This is a genomic window from Arthrobacter sp. FW306-04-A (genome assembly GCF_044358315.1).
In the GTDB taxonomy this organism is placed as follows: Bacteria; Actinomycetota; Actinomycetes; order Actinomycetales; family Micrococcaceae; genus Arthrobacter.
Map to the genome: position 1 here is coordinate 3630278 of NZ_CP084559.1, position 18068 is coordinate 3648345.

Consider the following 18068-nt stretch of genomic DNA (forward strand, 5'->3'; position numbering starts at 1 on the left):
GTCAGTTGGCCTGCCTGCCAGCGGTTGGGATGGGGATGGACGCTGCCGCGGGCGCGGCCGTTCGGGTGTTGGCGCCCATACGGGGCACCGGTACCGCACCGCCAAGCCCGACGTGCGGGGCCGGGGCCAGCGGGCCGTCGAAGATCAGCTGGTCGAGTCGGCGGAGGATCAGGCCTTCGCGCAATGCCCACGGGCAGATCTCCATGCTTGGAAACTCGAACATTTCCAAGGCCGCCTCAGCTACGAGGGCTCCGGCAAGGATCTGTCCGGCCCGCGCATCCGAGACTCCCGGGAGATAGAGCCGGTCCTCGACGGTCATGGCCGAGATTCGCTGCGCCCAGAGTCCCAAGTCCGTGGCATGGAGTTCGCGTTTGACGTATGGACCGGCACCGCTGGGGGCCGCGCCCGCGATCCGTGCAAGCGAACGGAAGGTCTTGGAGGTTCCGGCCACCAGGTTGGCCCGGCCGAGTTGCTTGAACTCACGCACCACGGGTTTGAGTGTTTGGCGGATGTACTTGCGCAGCTCCTTGACGCTCTTGGCCGACGGCGGGTCATTGTGGAGCCAGTCGCGGGTCAAGCGGCTGGCCCCCAGGGGGACGGACACCGCGAGCTCGGGCAGCTCGTCCTGGCCGAATGCCATTTCGAAAGAGCCGCCGCCTATGTCCAGGTCCAGGATTGGACCGGCGCCCCAGCCATACCAGCGTCGAACCGCGAAAAAGGTCATGGAGGCCTCTTCGCTACCGGTCAGTTCCTGCAGCGTCACGGTGGTCTCGTGCTTCACCCTGGCCAGGACTTCGGGACCGTTGGTGGCTTCCCGGATAGCCGACGTACAAAAGGCCAGTAGATCCTCGGCCTTGTGGCGGGCCGCGAACTCCCACGCTTCAAGGACGAACTCGATCAACTCGTGTTGTCCGGCATCGTTGATATTACCTTCGGCGTCCAGGAACTGGACCAGCGAAAGAGGTCGCTTATGGGAGGCAAACGCGACCGGGCGAGCGCCCGGGTGCGCGTCCACCAAAAGCAAATGGACGGTGTTGGAACCGATGTCTAGGACGCCAAGACGCATTCTGCCATTATTCCCCGATTCGAAGCGAGTGAAGCAAGTGCGACTGCCGATTCGCGCTGGCGGCTCGTCATTATTCCTGGGTCCCGGCGTCTGTGGCGCCGGCGGCAGGGCCAGTGGCTGAATGTGCAGCCGCGTGTGTAGCCGCGTCGGCACCTTCGTCGGCGCGAGTGAAGTCCCGGCGGACGTTGGCGATGCCCTCCGGGCCCATCTCGAAGCCGTGCTCGCTACCGGGGTTGATGACGAGGCCAAGCTCGTCACCGATGCTGTCCAGAATCGCAGCGCCGTGGGTACCCAGGACGTTGGGCGCAGCCTCCAGGAACTGCGACTCCACCCGGCTGGGGTGGCTGAAAACAGCGAGGACAGGCTGGCCCTCGGCGTTCGAGAGCACGAGCGGTTCCACCGCGGTATCGGGCCTATCCAGGGAGTCTGCGCTGAGGATGTAAACCTCGTTGTTCAAGAAGGACAGGATCACGTCCACGGGGTTCGCGTCGGCTTGTCCGGCCTTCGCGAGCTTGGACTCAAGATCGTTCAAAGGCAGGGATTCCGGGGCAGCTGGCTGATCTGTCATGGTCCCACTCGATCACGGTTGACGTGCAGGACGCAATTCCTTAACCATCCAACCGCAGTCCGAACGGGAGTGATCCGGCAGCGTGCGTCTAAGCGAGGAACGAGCGAGCACGCAGAGGATTGCTCCCGTTCGGAGCTGCTGAGTCGAACTACTTCTTCGCCGCGGCCTTCTTCGCCGGCGCCTTGCGCGCCGTGGTGGTCCGCTTGACCGGGCCCTTGGCGCGCTTCTCGGCGAGCAGCTCGATGGCCTGCTCCCGGGTCAGCTCTTCCAAGGACGTGGCGCGCGGGACCGTGATGTTGGTGACGCCGTCGGTGATGTACGGGCCGAAACGTCCTTCCTTCACCACGATGTTCTTCTCCGAGACCGGGTCCGGACCGAACTCGGCCAGCGGTGGCACGGCGGCCCGTGCACCACGCTGTTTCGGCTGGGAGTAGATCTCCAGGGCCTGATCCAGGGTGATGGTGAAGATTTCTTCCTCTGATCCGATGGACCGCGAGTCCGTGCCCTTCTTCAAGTAAGGCCCAAAGCGGCCGTTCTGCACCGTGATGGGGTTGCCTTCGGCGTCCTGGCCGAGGACGCGGGGCAGGCTCATGAGCTGCATGGCCTCGTCGAGCGTGATGGTGTCAACGGACATGGAATTGAACAGCGAACCCGTGCGCGGCTTGGCCTTGACGGGCTTCTTCGGCGGCTTGGGTTTGCCGTTCTTGTAGTACTCCACCGGCTGGTTTGCCAGCTGCTCTTCCGTCATTTCCGGGATGATCTCGGTGACGTAGGCGCCGTAGCGGCCGTTCTTGGCAACCACGGTGTGCCCGGTGTGCGGGTCCGCGCCGAGGACACGTTCCTCGGGGGCTGCCGTTTCCATGAGCTCCACTGCCTTGGCCGCAGTGAGTTCGTCCGGTGCGAGGTCCTCGGGGACGTTGGCACGCACCGACTCCACGACCTCACCGGTCTTGGGGTCGACCGTGGGGATCGAGCTCTCCAGGTACGGGCCGAACTTGCCGACGCGCAGGGTGATGCCTTCGGCAATCGGCACGGAGTTGATCTCGCGGGCATCGATTTCGCCGAGGTTGTTGACGATGCTCAGCAGTCCGGGATCGGCGTCTTCACCGTAGTAGAAGTGCTTGAGCCAAGCGGCACCAACGGCCTGGCCATTGGCGATCTTGTCCAGGTCGCCTTCCATGTCGGCCGTGAATTCGTAGTCCACGTAGTCGGTGAAATGCTGCTCCAACAAACGGATTACGGAGAAGGCGATCCAGCTGGGAACCAGCGCGGAGCCCTGCTTCCGGACATAGCCGCGGTCTTGGATGGTCGAAATGGTGGAGGCGTAGGTGGACGGACGGCCGATGCCACGCTTTTCCAGCTCTGCCGTCAGCGACGCTTCCGTGTAGCGCGGCGGCGGGGAGGTCTCGTGGCCGACGGCAACGATCTCCGAAGCCGTGAGTGAATCGTCCTTGGCCACGTTGGGCAGGCGGCGGGCTTCATCGGAGTCGTCGTCACCGCGGCTCTCGTCCTTGCCTTCTTCGTATGCCGCGAGGAAGCCCGGGAAGGTGATGACCGTACCGGAGGCCGAGAATTCGGCGTCGCGTCCATCGGCAGCCACCGCGCCGAGGCGGATGGTGGCCGTGGAGCCCTTGGCGTCGCCCATCTGGGAGGCGATGGTGCGCTTCCAGATGAGTTCGTACAGGCGGAAGGCGTCGCCGGTCAAATGGCTTGCCACCTGTGCCGGGGTGCGGAAGGAGTCACCCGCGGGGCGGATGGCTTCGTGGGCTTCCTGCGCATTGGCGGCCTTGTTGGCATAGACGCGTGGAGACTGCGGCACATACTCGGGACCGTACAACTCAGCGGCCTGGCGGCGGGCGGCCGTGAGCGCTTCGTCGCTCAATGCCGAGGAGTCCGTACGCATATAAGTGATGTAGCCGTTTTCATACAGGCGCTGGGCGATCTGCATGGTGCTCTTGGAGGTGAAGCGCAGCTTACGGCCGGCTTCCTGCTGAAGTGTCGACGTCGTGAACGGTGCGGCGGGACGGCGCGTGTACGGCTTGGTGTCCACCGAGCGGACCCGGAAGTCTGCGGTCTCCAGTCCGGCCGCCAACGACGTCGCGAGTTCCTCGTTGAGGTGCACTGCGTTCGCAGAGGTGAGGACGCCGTCGTCGTTGAAGTCGCGTCCGCTGGCCACCTTGGCGCCGTCCACGGCAGCAAGCTTCGCCTTGAAGGACGCGGAATCGGTCCCGAACTGGCCAGTCAGGTCCCAGTAGGACGCGGACTTGAAGGCCATGCGTTCGCGTTCGCGGTCCACCACCATGCGGGTCACGACGGACTGCACCCGGCCGGCCGACAATCCACGGGCCACCTTGCGCCAGAGCACCGGGGAGATTTCGTAGCCGTACAAGCGGTCCAGGATGCGGCGCGTTTCCTGGGCGTCCACCAAAGCGCTGTCGACGTCGCGCAGGTTATCCATGGCGCGGTGGATGGCTTCCTTGGTGATTTCACCGAAGGTCATGCGGTAGACGGGAACCTTGGGTTTCAGGACCTCCAAGAGGTGCCACGCGATGGCCTCGCCCTCGCGGTCCCCATCGGTTGCGAGGTAGAGCGCATCAGCGTCTTTCAGCTGGGCCTTGAGCTCGGCGACTTTTTTCTTCTTATCCGGAGACACCACGTAATACGGCTTGAAGTCGTTTTCGATGTCGACGGCGAACTTGCCCACCGAGGTCTTCTTCAGTTCTGCAGGGAGGTCCGACGGCTGCGGAAGGTCGCGGATGTGGCCGATCGAGGCCTCGACAATGAAGCCTTCGCCCAGGTACTTGGCGATGGTCTTGCTCTTGGCCGGAGACTCCACGATCACGAGTTTCTTGCCGGTTTTTGCCTTGCTGGGCACGGTTCTCCTACAGAAAAATGAATTGCTTGGGCTCGTGCCCATATTGGCCTAGTTCACCATATTTTGCAGAATCGTGCGTTTCCACGTGGATAACTGCTGTGGAGGAACAGTGCGTTGGGCCCACGCCGCCAGGGTTCCCTGGCGGCGTGGGGCCCCACCGGCGAGGGTCCCTGCCTGAGCTTGCGAAGGCTGGGAGCCGGTGGGGACTTGCGAGGCCAGGGTGGCGGTGGGGACTAGCTTGCGGGCGGCGTCCGGTCGTCCGGAATCATTGACCACATCGTAGCGATTCGCACCGCGCCTTCGGGAATCTGCGTGGGATCTTCGAGCTCATATGACCTGATGAGGTCCTGGAATTTGGCCTTGAGATCCGTCCGCTGATCCGAAGTCAAGTACAGCAGATCGCTGGACAAGAGCATGGCGGCCGCCTCGTTCGCGGACTCGCCGCGCTTGCGCCGCTCACCGCGGGCCCGGGTGAAGGCGGTGGCCCGACGCCGGAACGCGTCCAGTTCGAGTTCGACGACGGCGATCTCCGGGCTCGGAGCGTTGCCGCCCGATTTGATGGTGAAGTCCGAACCGGCGGCCTTCCACCGGCGTTCGCGTGCATCGCCCTCGTTGTCCGCAGCAGTCACGATCCCCCATTTTTGGAGGGCCCGCAGGTGGTAGCTCATGGCGCTGGGCGTGAGCCCTGTCACTGCGGCGAGTTCCGTTGCCGTGCGGCTCAGCTGTGTTGAATAGAGCTCCGAGATGACCTCAAGCCGGGCGGCATGGGCGAGCGCCCGGATGGCTTTGGGGTCGGTGATCTCCACCGTTTTCCCGGGCCGTTTCCGGCGTTTGGGGGATGCCAGCCCGTTGGATACCCCGTTGTCTTCATTCACCGGAACAGTTTATCCGGCAGCGTCGCCCTGATTGTCCGAAGCCACGGGCAACAAAAAACCGTCGCAGACCAGGTTTCGGACGTCAGAGAGCAATCCGGCGCGGAAAGCGTCGTCGTCGAAGTCGTCCCCTCCCCCCAGCAACGCCGACAAGGCGCCGATCAGCTGGCGGACGGACAGCTCGCCGTCGCACGCCGAGACGAAGCCGGCCAACTCGGTGCTCAACAGGTTCGTCCGGCGCAGCCCCGCGCCCTGGCGCAACAGGATGACGCCCGGATGTTCGGCGCCGGGCCGCTGGTGGCGTTCCTCGGTCACGTCCTCGGCCACCACCAAGTGGGCGTCGGCGATCTCGTGGGCATCCAGCCAGTCGGCGCGTTCGATCGAGGAGGCAAGATGCGGACCGATCGGCTGCTCGATGGGATACGTGATTTCCTCGAAACGGGCGGGCGCCGCTCCGGGACGAGCGGTGCCCGCCCGCACGGGCCGCCGCAGCCAGATCATCCCGAAACCGATGGCCTCCACATTCCGGGAGGCGAAATCATCGAGGTAGGCGGCGTAGGCATCGCGGTAGAGCTCACGGTCGCGGCCCTCGGAAGCGTCCTGCAACCAGGTCTCCGCGTAGAGCTCCGGGCTCACCTGTTCCCGCTGGATGAACCAGGCTTCCGTGCCGGACCCCGCCAGCCATGACGCGGGCCGATCGCTCCATCCAGTGCCCGCCGTGATCTCCCAGTTGCCGAGCATCTGCGCGGTGCCACCGGGGGCGAGGACGTCAGGCAAGGTGCGGACGAGGTTAGCCACGATATCGTCGCCGGGCAACCCGCCGTCGCGGTAGGTGAACTGATCCGAAGCGTGCTCGCCGGCGCTGCGTGGCGTAATGACGAAAGGCGGGTTGGACACAACAAGATCGAACGTCTCACCCGTCACGGGCTCCAGGAGGGATCCCAGCCGCAAGCTCACGCGCCGCTCGAGATCGCACGGGTCAATGTGCAAGGCCTCCGCGTTCAGCATCAGGTTGAAACGCGTGAACGCGAGGGCCCGCTCGGAGATGTCCGTGGCCGTGACGTGCTCGCTGTGGTGCAGGAGGTGGAAGGTCTGGATTCCGCAGCCCGTGCCGAGGTCCAGGGCGCGTTTCGAGTGGCGACGGATGGTGGTCTGGACGAGCGTGCTGGATGCCTGACCGATGCCCAGCACGTGGTCATGCCGGAGCACGCCGGGTTGCTGATGGGCCGCGAGATCGCTGGAAACCCACAGCTCGGCACCACCGCTGCCGCGGCTGCGTGCTCCGGAGTCGCCTTCCCAGCCGTACGGCCGCAAATCCACTTTGGCGGCGACAGCACCGGCGTCGTTCTTCTCCGCCAGGCCAAGCTCCACCAGGCCCGAGGTGCGGACGCGCGGCAACGCGGCGTCGATGTCGTCTTCAGTTTGGGGGACGGCCAGGAGCCACAAGCGGACGACGACGGCGAGAGCGGCTTTTGTGCCGTCCGTCGCCGGGTCTCCGGTACGGGCGGCCGGTTCGGTGACGATCAGGGCGGGGATGAGCTGATCCCGGGCGAGGGCAGCGTGGGCAGACGCCCCGAGGAGTTCTGCCACTCCGTCCACGGTGTAGCCCACACTCCGCAGGTCGCCGGCGAGCGCCGTGAGCAGTTCTGGGAGGTCGCTGCGGGGAGCGTCGGGGGTGTCCGGGGTGTCCGGGGTGGTCCCGAAGAGGGTTGGCGTTGCGGGATCAGTCACCGTCCAAGTCTATTGGGGCTGGGGGTGGGCACCCACCGTCTCGGAGCGGGCGTTCGTGTCCCGGGGCGGGCGCCCGAGCGGGTAGCGTTAAAACATGGCATTTCACCCCTCCATCCGGCGACGCGCAGCACTCATTGCTATCGGCGCCGGCACTCTGGCAATGACGGCGTGCGTCCCCGCAGGGTCCATCACCGACGCCAACATCCCTTCGTGGAAGGCAACGACCATTCCTTCCGCGCCCGGGATCGTCCTGGAGGATTCGGGAAAAATCCTGAACCGCGACCCCTTGGTCAAGACCGTAGCCAACGTGGCTGCAGGCCCGTACACCTTGACAGTGGCCTGCGACGGCGGCGGCAAGGCATTCTTCGCCGTTTCCGCGTCCGGCAAACAGCTCACTGAGGCAGGAGCGGCGTGCAATGGCAGCCGCGAAACATCCCGCATCAAGGTTCCCTCGTCCGGTCCATTGAGCATCAGCACAAGCAGCGTCGATGCGCCCTTGATCTACGCGTACCAACTGGTTCCGGGTTCCTGACGCCCTCTGGTTCCTACGGCGGCGGCTCGGCGTAGAGTCGGACTATGGGGTGGGTGCACGCCCTGAACGTACCGGAGACACGGGTGGCGATTCCCGCCGTCGTGCTTTGTGGTGTGCTCGCGTGCAGCACGCTGGCCTCGTGCGAATACACCTACGACGACGGTCGTGTGCCGGTGAGCAGTCCGCCGTCGGCGGTCATCACGGATCCCGTGCTGCCGCGCGATCCGGCATTGAGCCAGTCCGTCACGGGCGATGCATTGAAGGCCTGGGCGCACGACGTACTTCCGGACGTGAACGGCCAGTCCTTCTATAGCAGCTACGGACTGTTGTCACGTGGAGAATCCCGCGCTGAAGAAACAACGCAACTTCCCGGCGGTTCTTATGCCTTGACACTCGCGTGCCGCGGTGCCCGAAGCACCGAATTCACTGTGCGAAATGGGAGCGAGGTCCTCATCGAGCTGATGCTGCAGTGCGGCACCACGCGGGTCAACGTCCTGCAACTGGAGAAAGACGCCGTCCTCGGTATTACCGTGACGGCCAACGCCCCGGCGAACTTCGCGTACCGGGTGAGCCGCATCTAGGTGACTTGGATCCAGGCGACCCGGAGCTCGGCGACCCGGAGCTAGGCCGCGCAGCCTTCCGGGCAGCGCAACGTTTCCGGACTTGAGGCACATTCGGCGCAATACAAGGTGAGGTTGCGGCAGCTCAGGTTGGAGCAATTCTCAAATTTGTTGGTGGGCGCCTGGCAGCGGACGCATTGGCCGATCGTCTTGGCATCCTCGCTGAACTCCACGTGCATGCGTTTGTCGAAGACGTAAAGGGAGCCTTCCCACAGGCCTTGGTCCTTGTAGGTTTCGCCGTAGCGGACTATGCCGCCGTCGAGTTGGTAGACCTCTTTGAACCCGCGGTTCACCATGAGGCTGGAAAGGACTTCGCAGCGGATCCCGCCGGTGCAGTAAGTGACCACGGGTTGGTCCTTGAGCTCGTCGTACTTCCCGGAGTCGAGTTCCTTGATGAAGTCGTGGGTGGTGGCGACATCGGGAACGATTGCGTCCTTAAACTTGCCGATCTGGGCTTCGAAGGCGTTGCGTCCATCGAAGAACTTCACTTCCTGCCCGGCAGCCTTCTTTTGCTCCAGCAATGCGTGGAGCTCTTCCGGCTGGAGGTGAGTGCCGCCGCCAACGACGCCGTTCTGGTCCACCTTCAGTTCTCCGGGGGCGCCGAAGGATACGATCTCGTCGCGTACCTTGACGCTGAGCCGGGGAAAGTCTGCAGCGCCGCCTTCGGACCATTTGAAGTCGATACCGTGGAAGCCCTTGTACTCCTTGGTGGTCTTCACATACTGCTTGACGTTGTTCAGCTCCCCGCCGACTGTGGCGTTGATGCCGTCCCGGGAAATAAGGATGCGGCCGGTGAGGCCGAGCTTCTCGCACAGGGCACGCTGCCACAGCCGCACCGCGTCCGGGTCTGCAATCGGGGTGAAGCCATAGAAGAGCACGATTCTGTTTAAAGCCACGTATTTAAGGGTACTTGGTGGCCCCAAACTCCTGTGTCGAGCAGCTGTCCGCCTTCCCAAAGTGTTAACTGAGCTGTTACTGGCCGCCCCTGTTGATTCCCAGACTGCTGGCATAGTCTCTCTACATGAGTCACGACGCCTTGGTTGGAGACATCGCTGATCTGCTGGAAGTCTGGGTTGCTGGCTGGTCTGGTTCCCGGGGTTACGAGACGCGCAAGGAAGGCCGGTTCCCGGCGGCACTGCGTGCGGACAAGACCGGCGACTGGGAGTACTTTGCGCACGACCCCTCGGATGCCGAGTTTGCCGAACTGGCTGCCAAGACGGCCCAGGCGGACACCCGCATCCTGACAATCCTCACGAACGATGTTGCCCGCTATGACCAGCTGGCGCGGGAGCACGGGCTGAACATCACTTCCGATTCGCAGACCATGATGATCGTGGACATGGAAACGCAGGATGCCGAGGACCCGTGGCTCTCCGATGACGATCTCAAACTCACGACCTCCGAAAGCAAGGGCGTGCACTACGCCGTGGTCCACGCCGGCGAGAAGGTGGCAGCCAGCGGCCAGGTATTCGTGGTCAAGCAGACGGCCGTGTTCGACAAGATCGTGACCGAACCCAACTACCAACGCCGTGGACTGGGCAGCTTCATCATGAAAGCCCTCGCCGCACAGGCATTTGAGCACGACGTCGAAAGCGGACTCCTCCTGGCTTCCCTGGACGGACAGCACCTCTATTCTCACTTGGGCTGGAAGAACGTGAGCCAAGTACTCATGATGTCTACCAAGCGGGTCGACGAGACTGATCTGTCTGTGGCGTAGCGGCCCTTCAGCGGCCGGAGCGGGTCCGCAGCGGCCTCAACAGCGGTCGGTTTCCGGCGCGATGACAGAATGTTTAAGTGAACGCAACTGAATCTATGATCTCCCTGCTGGGCAGGAGCCCGGACCCGGAGCAGTTGCGACATGTCCGAACCATTCCTGCACGCCAAGCAATCCATGAGGCATGGCCGGACTGGGCCCATCCCGATATCGTTGCCGCCTACGGAACCTTGGGCATCCACGAACCTTACCGCCACCAAATCGAAGCGGCCGAACTCGCCCACTCGGGCCAACACGTCGTCATTGCCACAGGCACCGCGTCCGGGAAGTCCCTTGCCTATCAGTTGCCTGCCCTCGACGCGATCCATCGTTCCGAGCTACGGGTGCTATCCGAACCGGGCAAGATCCACGACGACGGTGCAGTCACCCTTTATCTTTCCCCCACCAAGGCCCTCGCCGCCGACCAACTGGCAGCGATCCGCTCCCTCAAGCTCCCCACGGTCCGTGCCGAAACGTACGACGGCGATACCGACCAGTCGCAGCGCCGCTGGATCCGCGACCACGCCAACTTCATCCTCGCCAACCCCGACATGTTGCACTTTGGGATCCTGCCCAACCACACGTGGTGGGCCCGCTTCTTCCGCCGGCTGCGGTACGTCATCGTGGACGAGGCCCACAGCTACCGCGGAGTGTTCGGGTCACACGTCGCCAACCTCATGCGAAGGCTCCGGCGGATCTGCGCGTACTACGGTGCCGGCACCTCGTTTCCTGAGCCTGTGTTCATCGCTGCGTCCGCGACTGCTTCGGACCCTGGGACTTCCTTTGCCCGGCTCATCGGGACTCCCGTCCGCGAAGTTTCCGCGGACTGTTCGCCACACGGCTCCACCACAGTGGCTTTTTGGGAACCTGCCCTGACCGAGCTGAAGGGCGAAAACGGAGCAAAAGCCCGCAGGACTGCCGTGGCCGAGACCGCGGACATGCTGGCCAACCTGGTGTCCTCCCGCGTCCGGACCATCGCCTTCATCAAATCCAGGCGTGGGGCGGAGACAATTTCATCCATCGCCAAGCGCCTCCTCGACGAGGTAGACCCCAGCTTGCCCCAGCGGGTTGCTGCGTACCGCTCTGGCTATCTACCCGAGGAGAGACGCGCTTTGGAGAGGGCCCTGCGCTCGGGGGAACTGCTAGGGGTCTCCAGCACGTCAGCGTTGGAGTTGGGAATCGACATTTCCGGACTGGACGCGGTGCTGGTAGCCGGCTGGCCCGGGACAAGGGCCTCCCTGTTCCAACAAATCGGACGAGCAGGCCGCGCGGGCCAAGACGCGATCGCCGCATTCGTGGCCAGCGACGATCCGCTGGACACCTACCTCGTCAACCATCCGGAGGCAATCTTTGATGTGTCGGTCGAAGCCACCGTCTTCGACCCGGGGAACCCCTACGTACTCGGCCCCCACTTGTGCGCGGCGGCCGCCGAGCTCCCAATCGGGGTGGCTGAACTTGGCCTGTTTGGACCGACGTCCGAACCTCTGCTGAATCAGCTGGTGGAGCAGGGGTACCTGAGGAAACGGCCCGCCGGCTGGTTCTGGACCCACCCGGAGAGCGCCGCGGCGATGGTGAACCTGCGCGCAGACGGCGGCGGCCCCGTGAGCATCGTGGATTCCGAGACTGGCTCTCTGTTGGGCACCATGGATTCGCCGCAGACGCACTACCAGGCGCACACCGGTGCCATCTATGTGCATCAGGGTGACAGTTACCTAGTTGAGGAACTGAACGAAGAAGACCGTTGCGTGATGGTTCGGCGAGCCAACCCGGACTACTACACGACAGCCCGGGACGTGACGCAGATCGAAGTCCTGCAGACTCTCCGGACCATGGAATGGGGTGACATCGCAGTTCACTTCGGGGAAGTGAAAGTGACAACACAGGTAGTTTCCTTCCAACGTAAGGCATTGATTTCCAATGAAGTCCTAGGGGAAGAGCCGCTGGAACTTGGGGCCAGGGATCTCTTCACCAAGGCAGTGTGGTTTGTGGTCCACAACCGCTCGCTGACAGGTGCGGGCCTTATCGAGGCACAGTTCCCGGGTGCGCTTCACGCTGCTGAGCATGCCGCGATCGGGCTTCTCCCTTTGGTAGCTTCAAGTGACCGCTGGGACATCGGCGGAGTCTCAACAGCGCTACACGCAGATACAGGAGTTCCCACGATCTTTGTCTACGACGGCCATCCAGGCGGTGCTGGATTTGCCGAGCGTGGCTTCGAGAAAGCCAAAGTGTGGTTGACCGCCACAAGGGACGCCATCAAGGCATGCGAGTGTGAGAACGGCTGCCCTTCCTGTGTCCAGTCCCCCAAATGTGGCAACAAGAACAACCCCCTGGACAAGGATGCCGCGGTCACCCTGATCGACGTCCTCCTACGGGACGCTGTTTAGGGCGGCGGACCAGCCCTTGAACGGCCTGTGGCCGTCCCGAAAACCGCGCCGCGAACCAACTCCGTGCGGACGTCCACGATCTCACCCTGCCTGAGAGTGCAGGCCGACAACGACGCTCCGTGCCTCGCAGCGGCTTCGCTGGCGACGACGCAAGGATCCCCTGCTGTCAGTCCACGGGCGGCGTCCGCTCCCGCGAGTGCGGCAAGGTCGGCGGCGGTGGCGGCGCGTTGCGTCATCGCTGCGGCCTGGGCCAACGTGAGTGCTCCGGCCATGCAGATCATGACGACAAGACCCAAGGCAAGAGCCAGGACGGTGCCGGAGCCGCGTTCCCCATTACTACGGATCGCATTGGCGCGGGCGACACCGGCCCTCACGCTGCGTTCCGCATTGCTAGGGCCCGCATTGACCCAGGCAACCCCAGCACCGACGCCGCACTCCGTCGGACCGCGGCTGCGATTGGCGCGGGCGGTATCTGCCCTCACGCCGCTACCCCTTCCACAAGGCGTTGGAGTCCCAGCCTCGGCACCGGCGCCGCCACTGGCGCGGCACCCTTGAAATCAACAACCCTGTCCCCGACATCGGAGAAGGGCAAAGTGGCCGCTGACGCCCGAGGCGTCTCTCCCTTGGCCGAAGCCGAGGCTGAAAGCGTCCATGGGATGAGGGATCCGAGCGGGCCAGCCACCGGGGAGGAGACCGTGACCTTGATCCATTCGCCGTCTTCCGAAACAACAGCCACGGCGGCATCCCCTGCCAACCTCCGAACGATCCCGTCCACGGCCGAATTTCCATCACCGCGGGCCAGAGCCCGGGCACAGGCCCTCGCTGCTTCTTCCAAACGCAGCTGGGTAATTCCGGCCGCGGACCCGGCGAGAAGTAGGGCCAAAAGAAGCAAGACAGCTGGCAGTGCCACTGCGAACTCCGCAGTGACGGCACCTTGATCTCTCTCGGGGAGAGCGAGGCCCCGACGGCCCTTCCCCGAGCCATGACGTTTCTCCTCCGAAGAAGACCATCCGGCAGAAGAATGCCACCGAGCGATGATGCTGTGCCGCGAGCGCCTGGCAGCCCGTGCCCACCGGCGTACCGAATTCTCAGCGCAATGCTTGGATCCCTGCCTCTTCGTCATGGCAGGGCGAGTGCGCTGCGAATGAGGTTGAGGAGGAAGCCGCGCACTTCCTCGCTGCGAAGGATGACCACCAAGAGTCCGGCGAAGCCCACCGCGGCAAGCGTGGCGATGGCATACTCGGCTGTGGCCATCCCAAGCTCGGACCCCATATGCCGCCTCTTTGACGGTCTGGTTGCAGGAAGCTCCGCGTCGGACCGCGTGGGGCTTGTTTCGCCGGAGGAGCGCGGGTGGATGGGCGGACGGACAGGCTGGTTGCGCTGTGAGCCCGGAAACGGCCCCAGAACCTCGGCCTCCGGCTGGGAAGGGGCCGCTTGGATCAAGGTCTCCGCAGTTGCATTCATTTCAATTCCTTTCGCTGGGACCGGCTTGCTGCTGGCCATACTTCGACTCTCCCGTTGGGATCTGGTCTTCAAAAGGACCCAAGTTTTCTATGTGGAAAACTCGCTTCTGGCACCTCATGTGGAGGAAAACTCGAGCGGCAGCGTCACGTGCCGCACCAGGCTCAAGCGCGGCCGCCGGCTCAGGCCGCGCGCCCGACTATCCCGCTGACGGAAGCATGGCCAACAGAACCGGGACGACTCCGAGACAGATAAAGGCGGGCAAGGAACACAAGCCCAGCGGGATGACGAGTTTCACCCCGAGGGCCGCTGCGCGCTTTTCCGCAGCCCTGAACTGTTCACGCCGCAGGCGGGCTGCCTGGGCATAAAGAATGGCCGAGGACGGCGCGCCTGTCAGGGCGGCGAAGGCCAGAGCATCCTTGAGCTTGCGTGCTTCAGCGCACTGCTGGCCCGAACTCCGCCATGCGGTCTCCCAGTCCGTTCCGATGTCCAGGGCGGCAACCACGGATCCCAGGGAGCGGCTGAGCTGCGGGCTCGCACATCCAGCGATCAATTCGAGGGTCCGTCCAAGTCCCGCCCCTGAATCGAGCATGGCTGCCACCAACTCAAGAATCATTGGCACATTATGCAGTCCTTCGTGCCTATCTGATCGCCGCCTCTGGGAATTCCGGGCCTCGGAATCCCGGGCCGCGCCAGAAGGCCGGCCCCCATGAAGGTGCTTCAGCGGCTCAATGCCCCCCGGCGAGCCGCGAAGCATCCGCAGGGCCGTATGCTGCCGGGATCTTCCCGGATTCGTCAGCCCGAGGACTACTGCGGAAGTCAAGACCACTGACACCGCGATGGCAGGGAAAGTCGAATCCATCAGTCGATGCCCGCCGCCACCAGCACCAATCGCGACGACCAGATCCTGCCAGCTATCGTCAAGACGATCCCCGCCGCGAATGCCGCCAATCCGATGCCGTTGGCCATCAGGATCCCCAAGGGATCCACCCCCAGCACCGTGCCCAGTCCAAGCCCGAACACGGGTAACCATGTCAGGAGACGGACGGTGGCCTTCGGTCCTGCCAGTGCAGTTTGCCGAGCATCACCGGCGTCGTCTTCCGCTTCAAGCTGGGAGGCAAACCGCGTCAACACGTCCGCCAACGGACATCCACTTGCCTCGGCAACTTCCAAGCAGGCGGCAAGTTCTCCCCAGATTCGCCGTTCTACGGGAAGGCCGTCCATAAGATCCTTCGCCTCCGACGTTCTGATGGCTTCGGCGACGGACGCCCCGATCATGGAGGCCGACCGCGCTGCCGCCAAAACGCGAAGGGATCCGGACGACAGCCCGGGTAATCCCGAAGCCTTCCCGCGTGCCGTTGGTACCCCAGCGTCGACCGAACCATTGCCCTGATCCCTGCAACCATGAACCATCCACAGTTCCTCCCAAAGCCTTGACGGCGACCGGCCGCCTCGGAGGAGGGCAGCCAACTGCTGTACGAGCACCGTTAGCGGCAACGCGTCCACGCGGGCGCGTCTCCACGGCCTGCGCGCTACAGCCGGGACCGGGGGAGTGGGTGCCAGAGCGCGCACTACCCGTTTGCCACGTCGCCGGGACGGTTGGAACGTGACCCACGCAGCGCCTGCAAGGACGAATATGAAGATCCCGGTCACGCGACAGCCCCAAGACGATGATCTGAACGGGCAATCCGCCCATCCGGCCCGAGCAATTCGGACGAAGCCTGCGGCCCCGGCAACTCAGGCGAAGCAGGCAGGAGCCCTGGGTCCAGCTCAAGGCGGGCTGCAAGCTCCGTCCAGGCGGGACCGGCAACAGCGACGCCTTCGCGCAGCTCCAAGGCAGGCACCACGGATTGGCCTGTTCGGCCGTCCGCCAATAGTCCGATGCACGAAACCATCCTTCCGGCAGGGGTCCGCTCGACGTGGACCACGGCATCCAATGCTGTTGAAAGTTGCAGGCCGACGGCTTCCCGGCTCAAACCTGCAAGGGCGCCCAAGGCAACGAGCCTGGCGGGAACGGCGGCGGCTGTGTTTGCGTGGATCGTGCCGCCGCCACCCGTATGGCCGGTATTAAGTGCCGTCAGCAGTTCGCGGACTTCGGCTCCTCGGCATTCGCCCACGATGAGCCTGTCCGGCCGCATCCGAAGCGCCTGCCGGACAAGCTCGCCGAGGTCCAGGACGCCGCCGCCTTCAAGATTTCCGTGCCTGGACTCAAGAGACACGACGTGCGGGTGCACCGGGTTCAGTTCTGAGGCGTCTTCAATCAGTACAAGGCGCTCATCGGGACTGCTCAGCCCGAGCATCGTGGACAGCAATGTGGTCTTTCCGGACCCGGTGGCACCGCTGATAAGGAAGCTCAACCTGCGCTCAATCATGGCTTGTAGCACCCGCTGTACGGGTAACCCGAACATTCCGCCCTCGCAAAGCTCATCCATGGAGAACACTTCCTCGCGCCGGATCCGCACGGACAACAAGGTTCCGGCGGTGGAAATCGGCGGAAGCACCGCGTGCACCCGGTAGCCGCCGTCGAGCCGGACATCGACGCAGGGTGATCCGTCGTCCAAGCGGCGTCCGCCGGCTGCCACAAGCCGGGAGGCCAGGGCACGGATTTGAGGTTCGCCGTCAAAGTGCAGCTGGGCTCTTTCCAGCCCTTTGCCGCGGTCGAACCAGACGGAGTCCGGGCCATTCACGAAGATGTCCGTCACGGAGGCATCCCGTGCAAGTTGTTGGAGAGGCCCCAGCCCACTCAGTTCAGCGCTGATCGATTCGACCGCGGCGAGCGCACCAGCGGTTCCGAGTAGGCGACCCGTGGCATGGACGGCGGCGGCCACCCGTGATGGCGTGACAGGTCCGGCGTCGGACATAACCGTTTCCCGAACGGTTTCAAGGAGTGTGGCGTCCAGGCGTTGCGACAGACGCCGGCGCCCGCCGGTTGAGAATCCAGGCGTACTCATGCTGCTCCGTCATCGAGCAGCTGAAGGACGGATCCAGCAAAGCGACGCACAGCCTTGCGCTTACCCAATTCCAAGAGGCGTCCAAGCTCCGCGGCCCCAGTGGTTCCCCGAAGCTCGGGCAGGTAGCCGTGGAGGGGCAGGCCAAGCGATTCGGCAATGAGGGGTCCGTCCACGGCAGAACCGGTGTTCCCGCGGATCACGAGCGCCGTTTCCACGGGCGGCAGCTCCTGGAGCAGCCGGGCACTGGCGACGGCTGCCCGGAGCTGTGCCGGGGCTACCAAGAGGATCCTGTCGCAGTCCCAGCCGAAGCTGCCGAGCGATTCCGTTCCTCGGCCGATATCGACAATGACCAGTTCAAAACCCCGTCTGCCCGAATCCAGAACAGCTGCGACTGCACCCGCCCCGACGTCCGGGGCACGGTCCCGGCTGCCCGGCCAGGACAGGAAAGAGAATCCGCCCGCTACGGGCAGTGAGTCGCTCAGCTGCCCGGGGTCGATGCTGCCATTGGCACCGGCAAGATCGGGCCAGCGCAGCCCCGGCGCGTCTTCCGCAGCAAGGCAAAGCTCAAGACCGCCTCCCCGGGGGTCACCATCAACCAACAATGTCCGCACCCCGTGGACGGCCGCCTCCTGAGCCAGCCAGACTGCGGCCGTGGAGGCACCTGCACCGCCGCATCCTCCTGTCACTCCGAGCACCAGGCCTCCGGGGTCAGGGGCATGGGAGCGGCTGAGGTGCTCCGCCAGCCATGCCGCAGCTTCCGGCAACACGGCGACCCGTTCGGCCCCTAAGGCCGCTCCCAACTGCCACAAGGAGTCCCCCTCACCGTTGAGTCCCAGCAAGACAGAAGGTGCACGACGGCGGGGCGGCAGTTCGCGGATATCGCTGCCCAGAAGAACCATCCGCGCGGAGTCCCACACCGACAAGGCCTCGGACGAATCGACCGCGGTCCGAAGGCTGGCACCTACGGCCGCTGCGATCCTTTCCGTCTCAGCCTGTAGCCGGGTATTGCCCGTCACCAACAGGACTTCGGCGGAACCGACGGGAAGCCATGACTCCCCCGGCACCGGGCCAGGATCGGGCCCGGGCCCCGTACCGGATGTCCTTGGCCGGTGGCCGCGACGTTGAAGCATCTCGGCGCGACGCCCACCGCCGCCTCTGCCACCGGCCCGGCCACCACTGTCGTCGCTCTGTTGGAGATGTTGCCCGCTCATGAAGCCACTGTCCCCCGGTTACCCCGGGGCATTGAAGAACCGTA

Annotated in this window: 17 protein-coding genes; 4 read left to right on the top strand and 13 right to left on the bottom strand. The window is 64.4% G+C overall.

The window, feature by feature from the left end:
• Position 1 precedes the first annotated feature (1 nt).
• From LFT43_RS16965 to LFT43_RS16985, 5 genes are all read right to left on the bottom strand, one after another.
• Positions 2–1066 (bottom strand): Ppx/GppA phosphatase family protein, encoded by a 1065-nt coding sequence (locus LFT43_RS16965; RefSeq protein WP_268020471.1) that lies wholly within the window; start codon positions 1064–1066, stop codon positions 2–4.
• A gap of 70 nt (positions 1067–1136) precedes the next feature.
• Complete coding sequence (locus tag LFT43_RS16970; RefSeq protein WP_395798761.1) at positions 1137–1634, bottom strand: SseB family protein; 498 nt, start codon at positions 1632–1634, stop codon at positions 1137–1139.
• Positions 1635–1782: 148 nt separating this feature from the next.
• On the bottom strand, positions 1783–4509 hold the full coding sequence (gene topA, locus LFT43_RS16975; protein ID WP_395798763.1) for a type I DNA topoisomerase: 2727 nt from the start codon (positions 4507–4509) through the stop codon (positions 1783–1785).
• A 233-nt stretch (positions 4510–4742) separates the two neighbouring features.
• On the bottom strand, positions 4743–5384 hold the full coding sequence (locus LFT43_RS16980) for an ArsR/SmtB family transcription factor (RefSeq protein WP_395798765.1): 642 nt from the start codon (positions 5382–5384) through the stop codon (positions 4743–4745).
• Between the two features lie 9 nt (positions 5385–5393).
• On the bottom strand, positions 5394–7112 hold the full coding sequence (locus tag LFT43_RS16985; RefSeq protein WP_395798767.1) for a methyltransferase: 1719 nt from the start codon (positions 7110–7112) through the stop codon (positions 5394–5396).
• Between the two features lie 94 nt (positions 7113–7206).
• Between LFT43_RS16985 and LFT43_RS16990 the strand changes: the two genes are divergently transcribed.
• Both LFT43_RS16990 and LFT43_RS16995 read left to right on the top strand, forming a co-directional pair.
• On the top strand, positions 7207–7644 hold the full coding sequence (locus LFT43_RS16990) for a hypothetical protein (RefSeq protein WP_395798769.1): 438 nt from the start codon (positions 7207–7209) through the stop codon (positions 7642–7644).
• A 44-nt stretch (positions 7645–7688) separates the two neighbouring features.
• Positions 7689–8225: a hypothetical protein gene (locus tag LFT43_RS16995; RefSeq protein WP_395798771.1), complete on the top strand. Its 537-nt coding sequence runs from the start codon at positions 7689–7691 to the stop codon at positions 8223–8225.
• 41 nt (positions 8226–8266) lie between these two features.
• Here the strand turns inward: LFT43_RS16995 and LFT43_RS17000 are convergent, their stop codons facing one another.
• Positions 8267–9160, bottom strand: a complete 894-nt coding sequence (locus LFT43_RS17000) for a rhodanese-related sulfurtransferase (protein WP_395798773.1) — start codon at positions 9158–9160, stop codon at positions 8267–8269.
• A 125-nt stretch (positions 9161–9285) separates the two neighbouring features.
• Here LFT43_RS17000 and LFT43_RS17005 point away from each other — a divergent pair, with 125 nt between their 5' ends.
• Positions 9286–9981 carry a GNAT family N-acetyltransferase gene (locus tag LFT43_RS17005; RefSeq protein ID WP_395798775.1) on the top strand — a complete coding sequence of 232 codons (696 nt, stop codon included), beginning with the start codon at positions 9286–9288 and terminating at the stop codon, positions 9979–9981.
• A gap of 95 nt (positions 9982–10076) precedes the next feature.
• Entirely contained in the window at positions 10077–12401 is a 2325-nt protein-coding gene (locus LFT43_RS17010) for a DEAD/DEAH box helicase (RefSeq protein ID WP_395803137.1), read from the top strand.
• Here the strand turns inward: LFT43_RS17010 and LFT43_RS17015 are convergent.
• The 7 genes from LFT43_RS17015 to ssd all read right to left on the bottom strand — a co-directional run bounded on the left by LFT43_RS17015 (position 12398) and on the right by ssd (position 18024).
• Entirely contained in the window at positions 12398–12883 is a 486-nt protein-coding gene (locus LFT43_RS17015; RefSeq protein WP_395798777.1) for an Rv3654c family TadE-like protein, read from the bottom strand. The genes LFT43_RS17010 and LFT43_RS17015 overlap by 4 nt on opposite strands.
• Positions 12880–13311 carry a TadE family type IV pilus minor pilin gene (locus LFT43_RS17020; RefSeq protein ID WP_395798779.1) on the bottom strand — a complete coding sequence of 144 codons (432 nt, stop codon included), beginning with the start codon at positions 13309–13311 and terminating at the stop codon, positions 12880–12882. Before LFT43_RS17020 ends, LFT43_RS17015 begins: the two co-directional genes overlap by 4 nt.
• A gap of 209 nt (positions 13312–13520) precedes the next feature.
• Complete coding sequence (locus tag LFT43_RS17025; RefSeq protein ID WP_395798781.1) at positions 13521–13865, bottom strand: DUF4244 domain-containing protein; 345 nt, start codon at positions 13863–13865, stop codon at positions 13521–13523.
• Positions 13866–14061: 196 nt separating this feature from the next.
• Positions 14062–14724 carry a type II secretion system F family protein gene (locus LFT43_RS17030; RefSeq protein WP_395798783.1) on the bottom strand — a complete coding sequence of 221 codons (663 nt, stop codon included), beginning with the start codon at positions 14722–14724 and terminating at the stop codon, positions 14062–14064.
• Positions 14724–15086, bottom strand: a complete 363-nt coding sequence (locus LFT43_RS17035; protein ID WP_395798785.1) for a type II secretion system F family protein — start codon at positions 15084–15086, stop codon at positions 14724–14726. The genes LFT43_RS17030 and LFT43_RS17035 overlap by 1 nt, the downstream gene beginning before the upstream one ends.
• A 425-nt stretch (positions 15087–15511) precedes the next feature.
• A complete protein-coding gene (locus LFT43_RS17040; RefSeq protein WP_395798787.1) occupies positions 15512–16813 on the bottom strand; it encodes a TadA family conjugal transfer-associated ATPase in 1302 nt (433 codons plus the stop codon).
• Entirely contained in the window at positions 16810–18024 is a 1215-nt protein-coding gene (gene ssd, locus LFT43_RS17045; RefSeq protein ID WP_395798789.1) for a septum site-determining protein Ssd, read from the bottom strand. The genes LFT43_RS17040 and ssd overlap by 4 nt, the downstream gene beginning before the upstream one ends.
• Positions 18025–18068 lie beyond the last annotated feature (44 nt).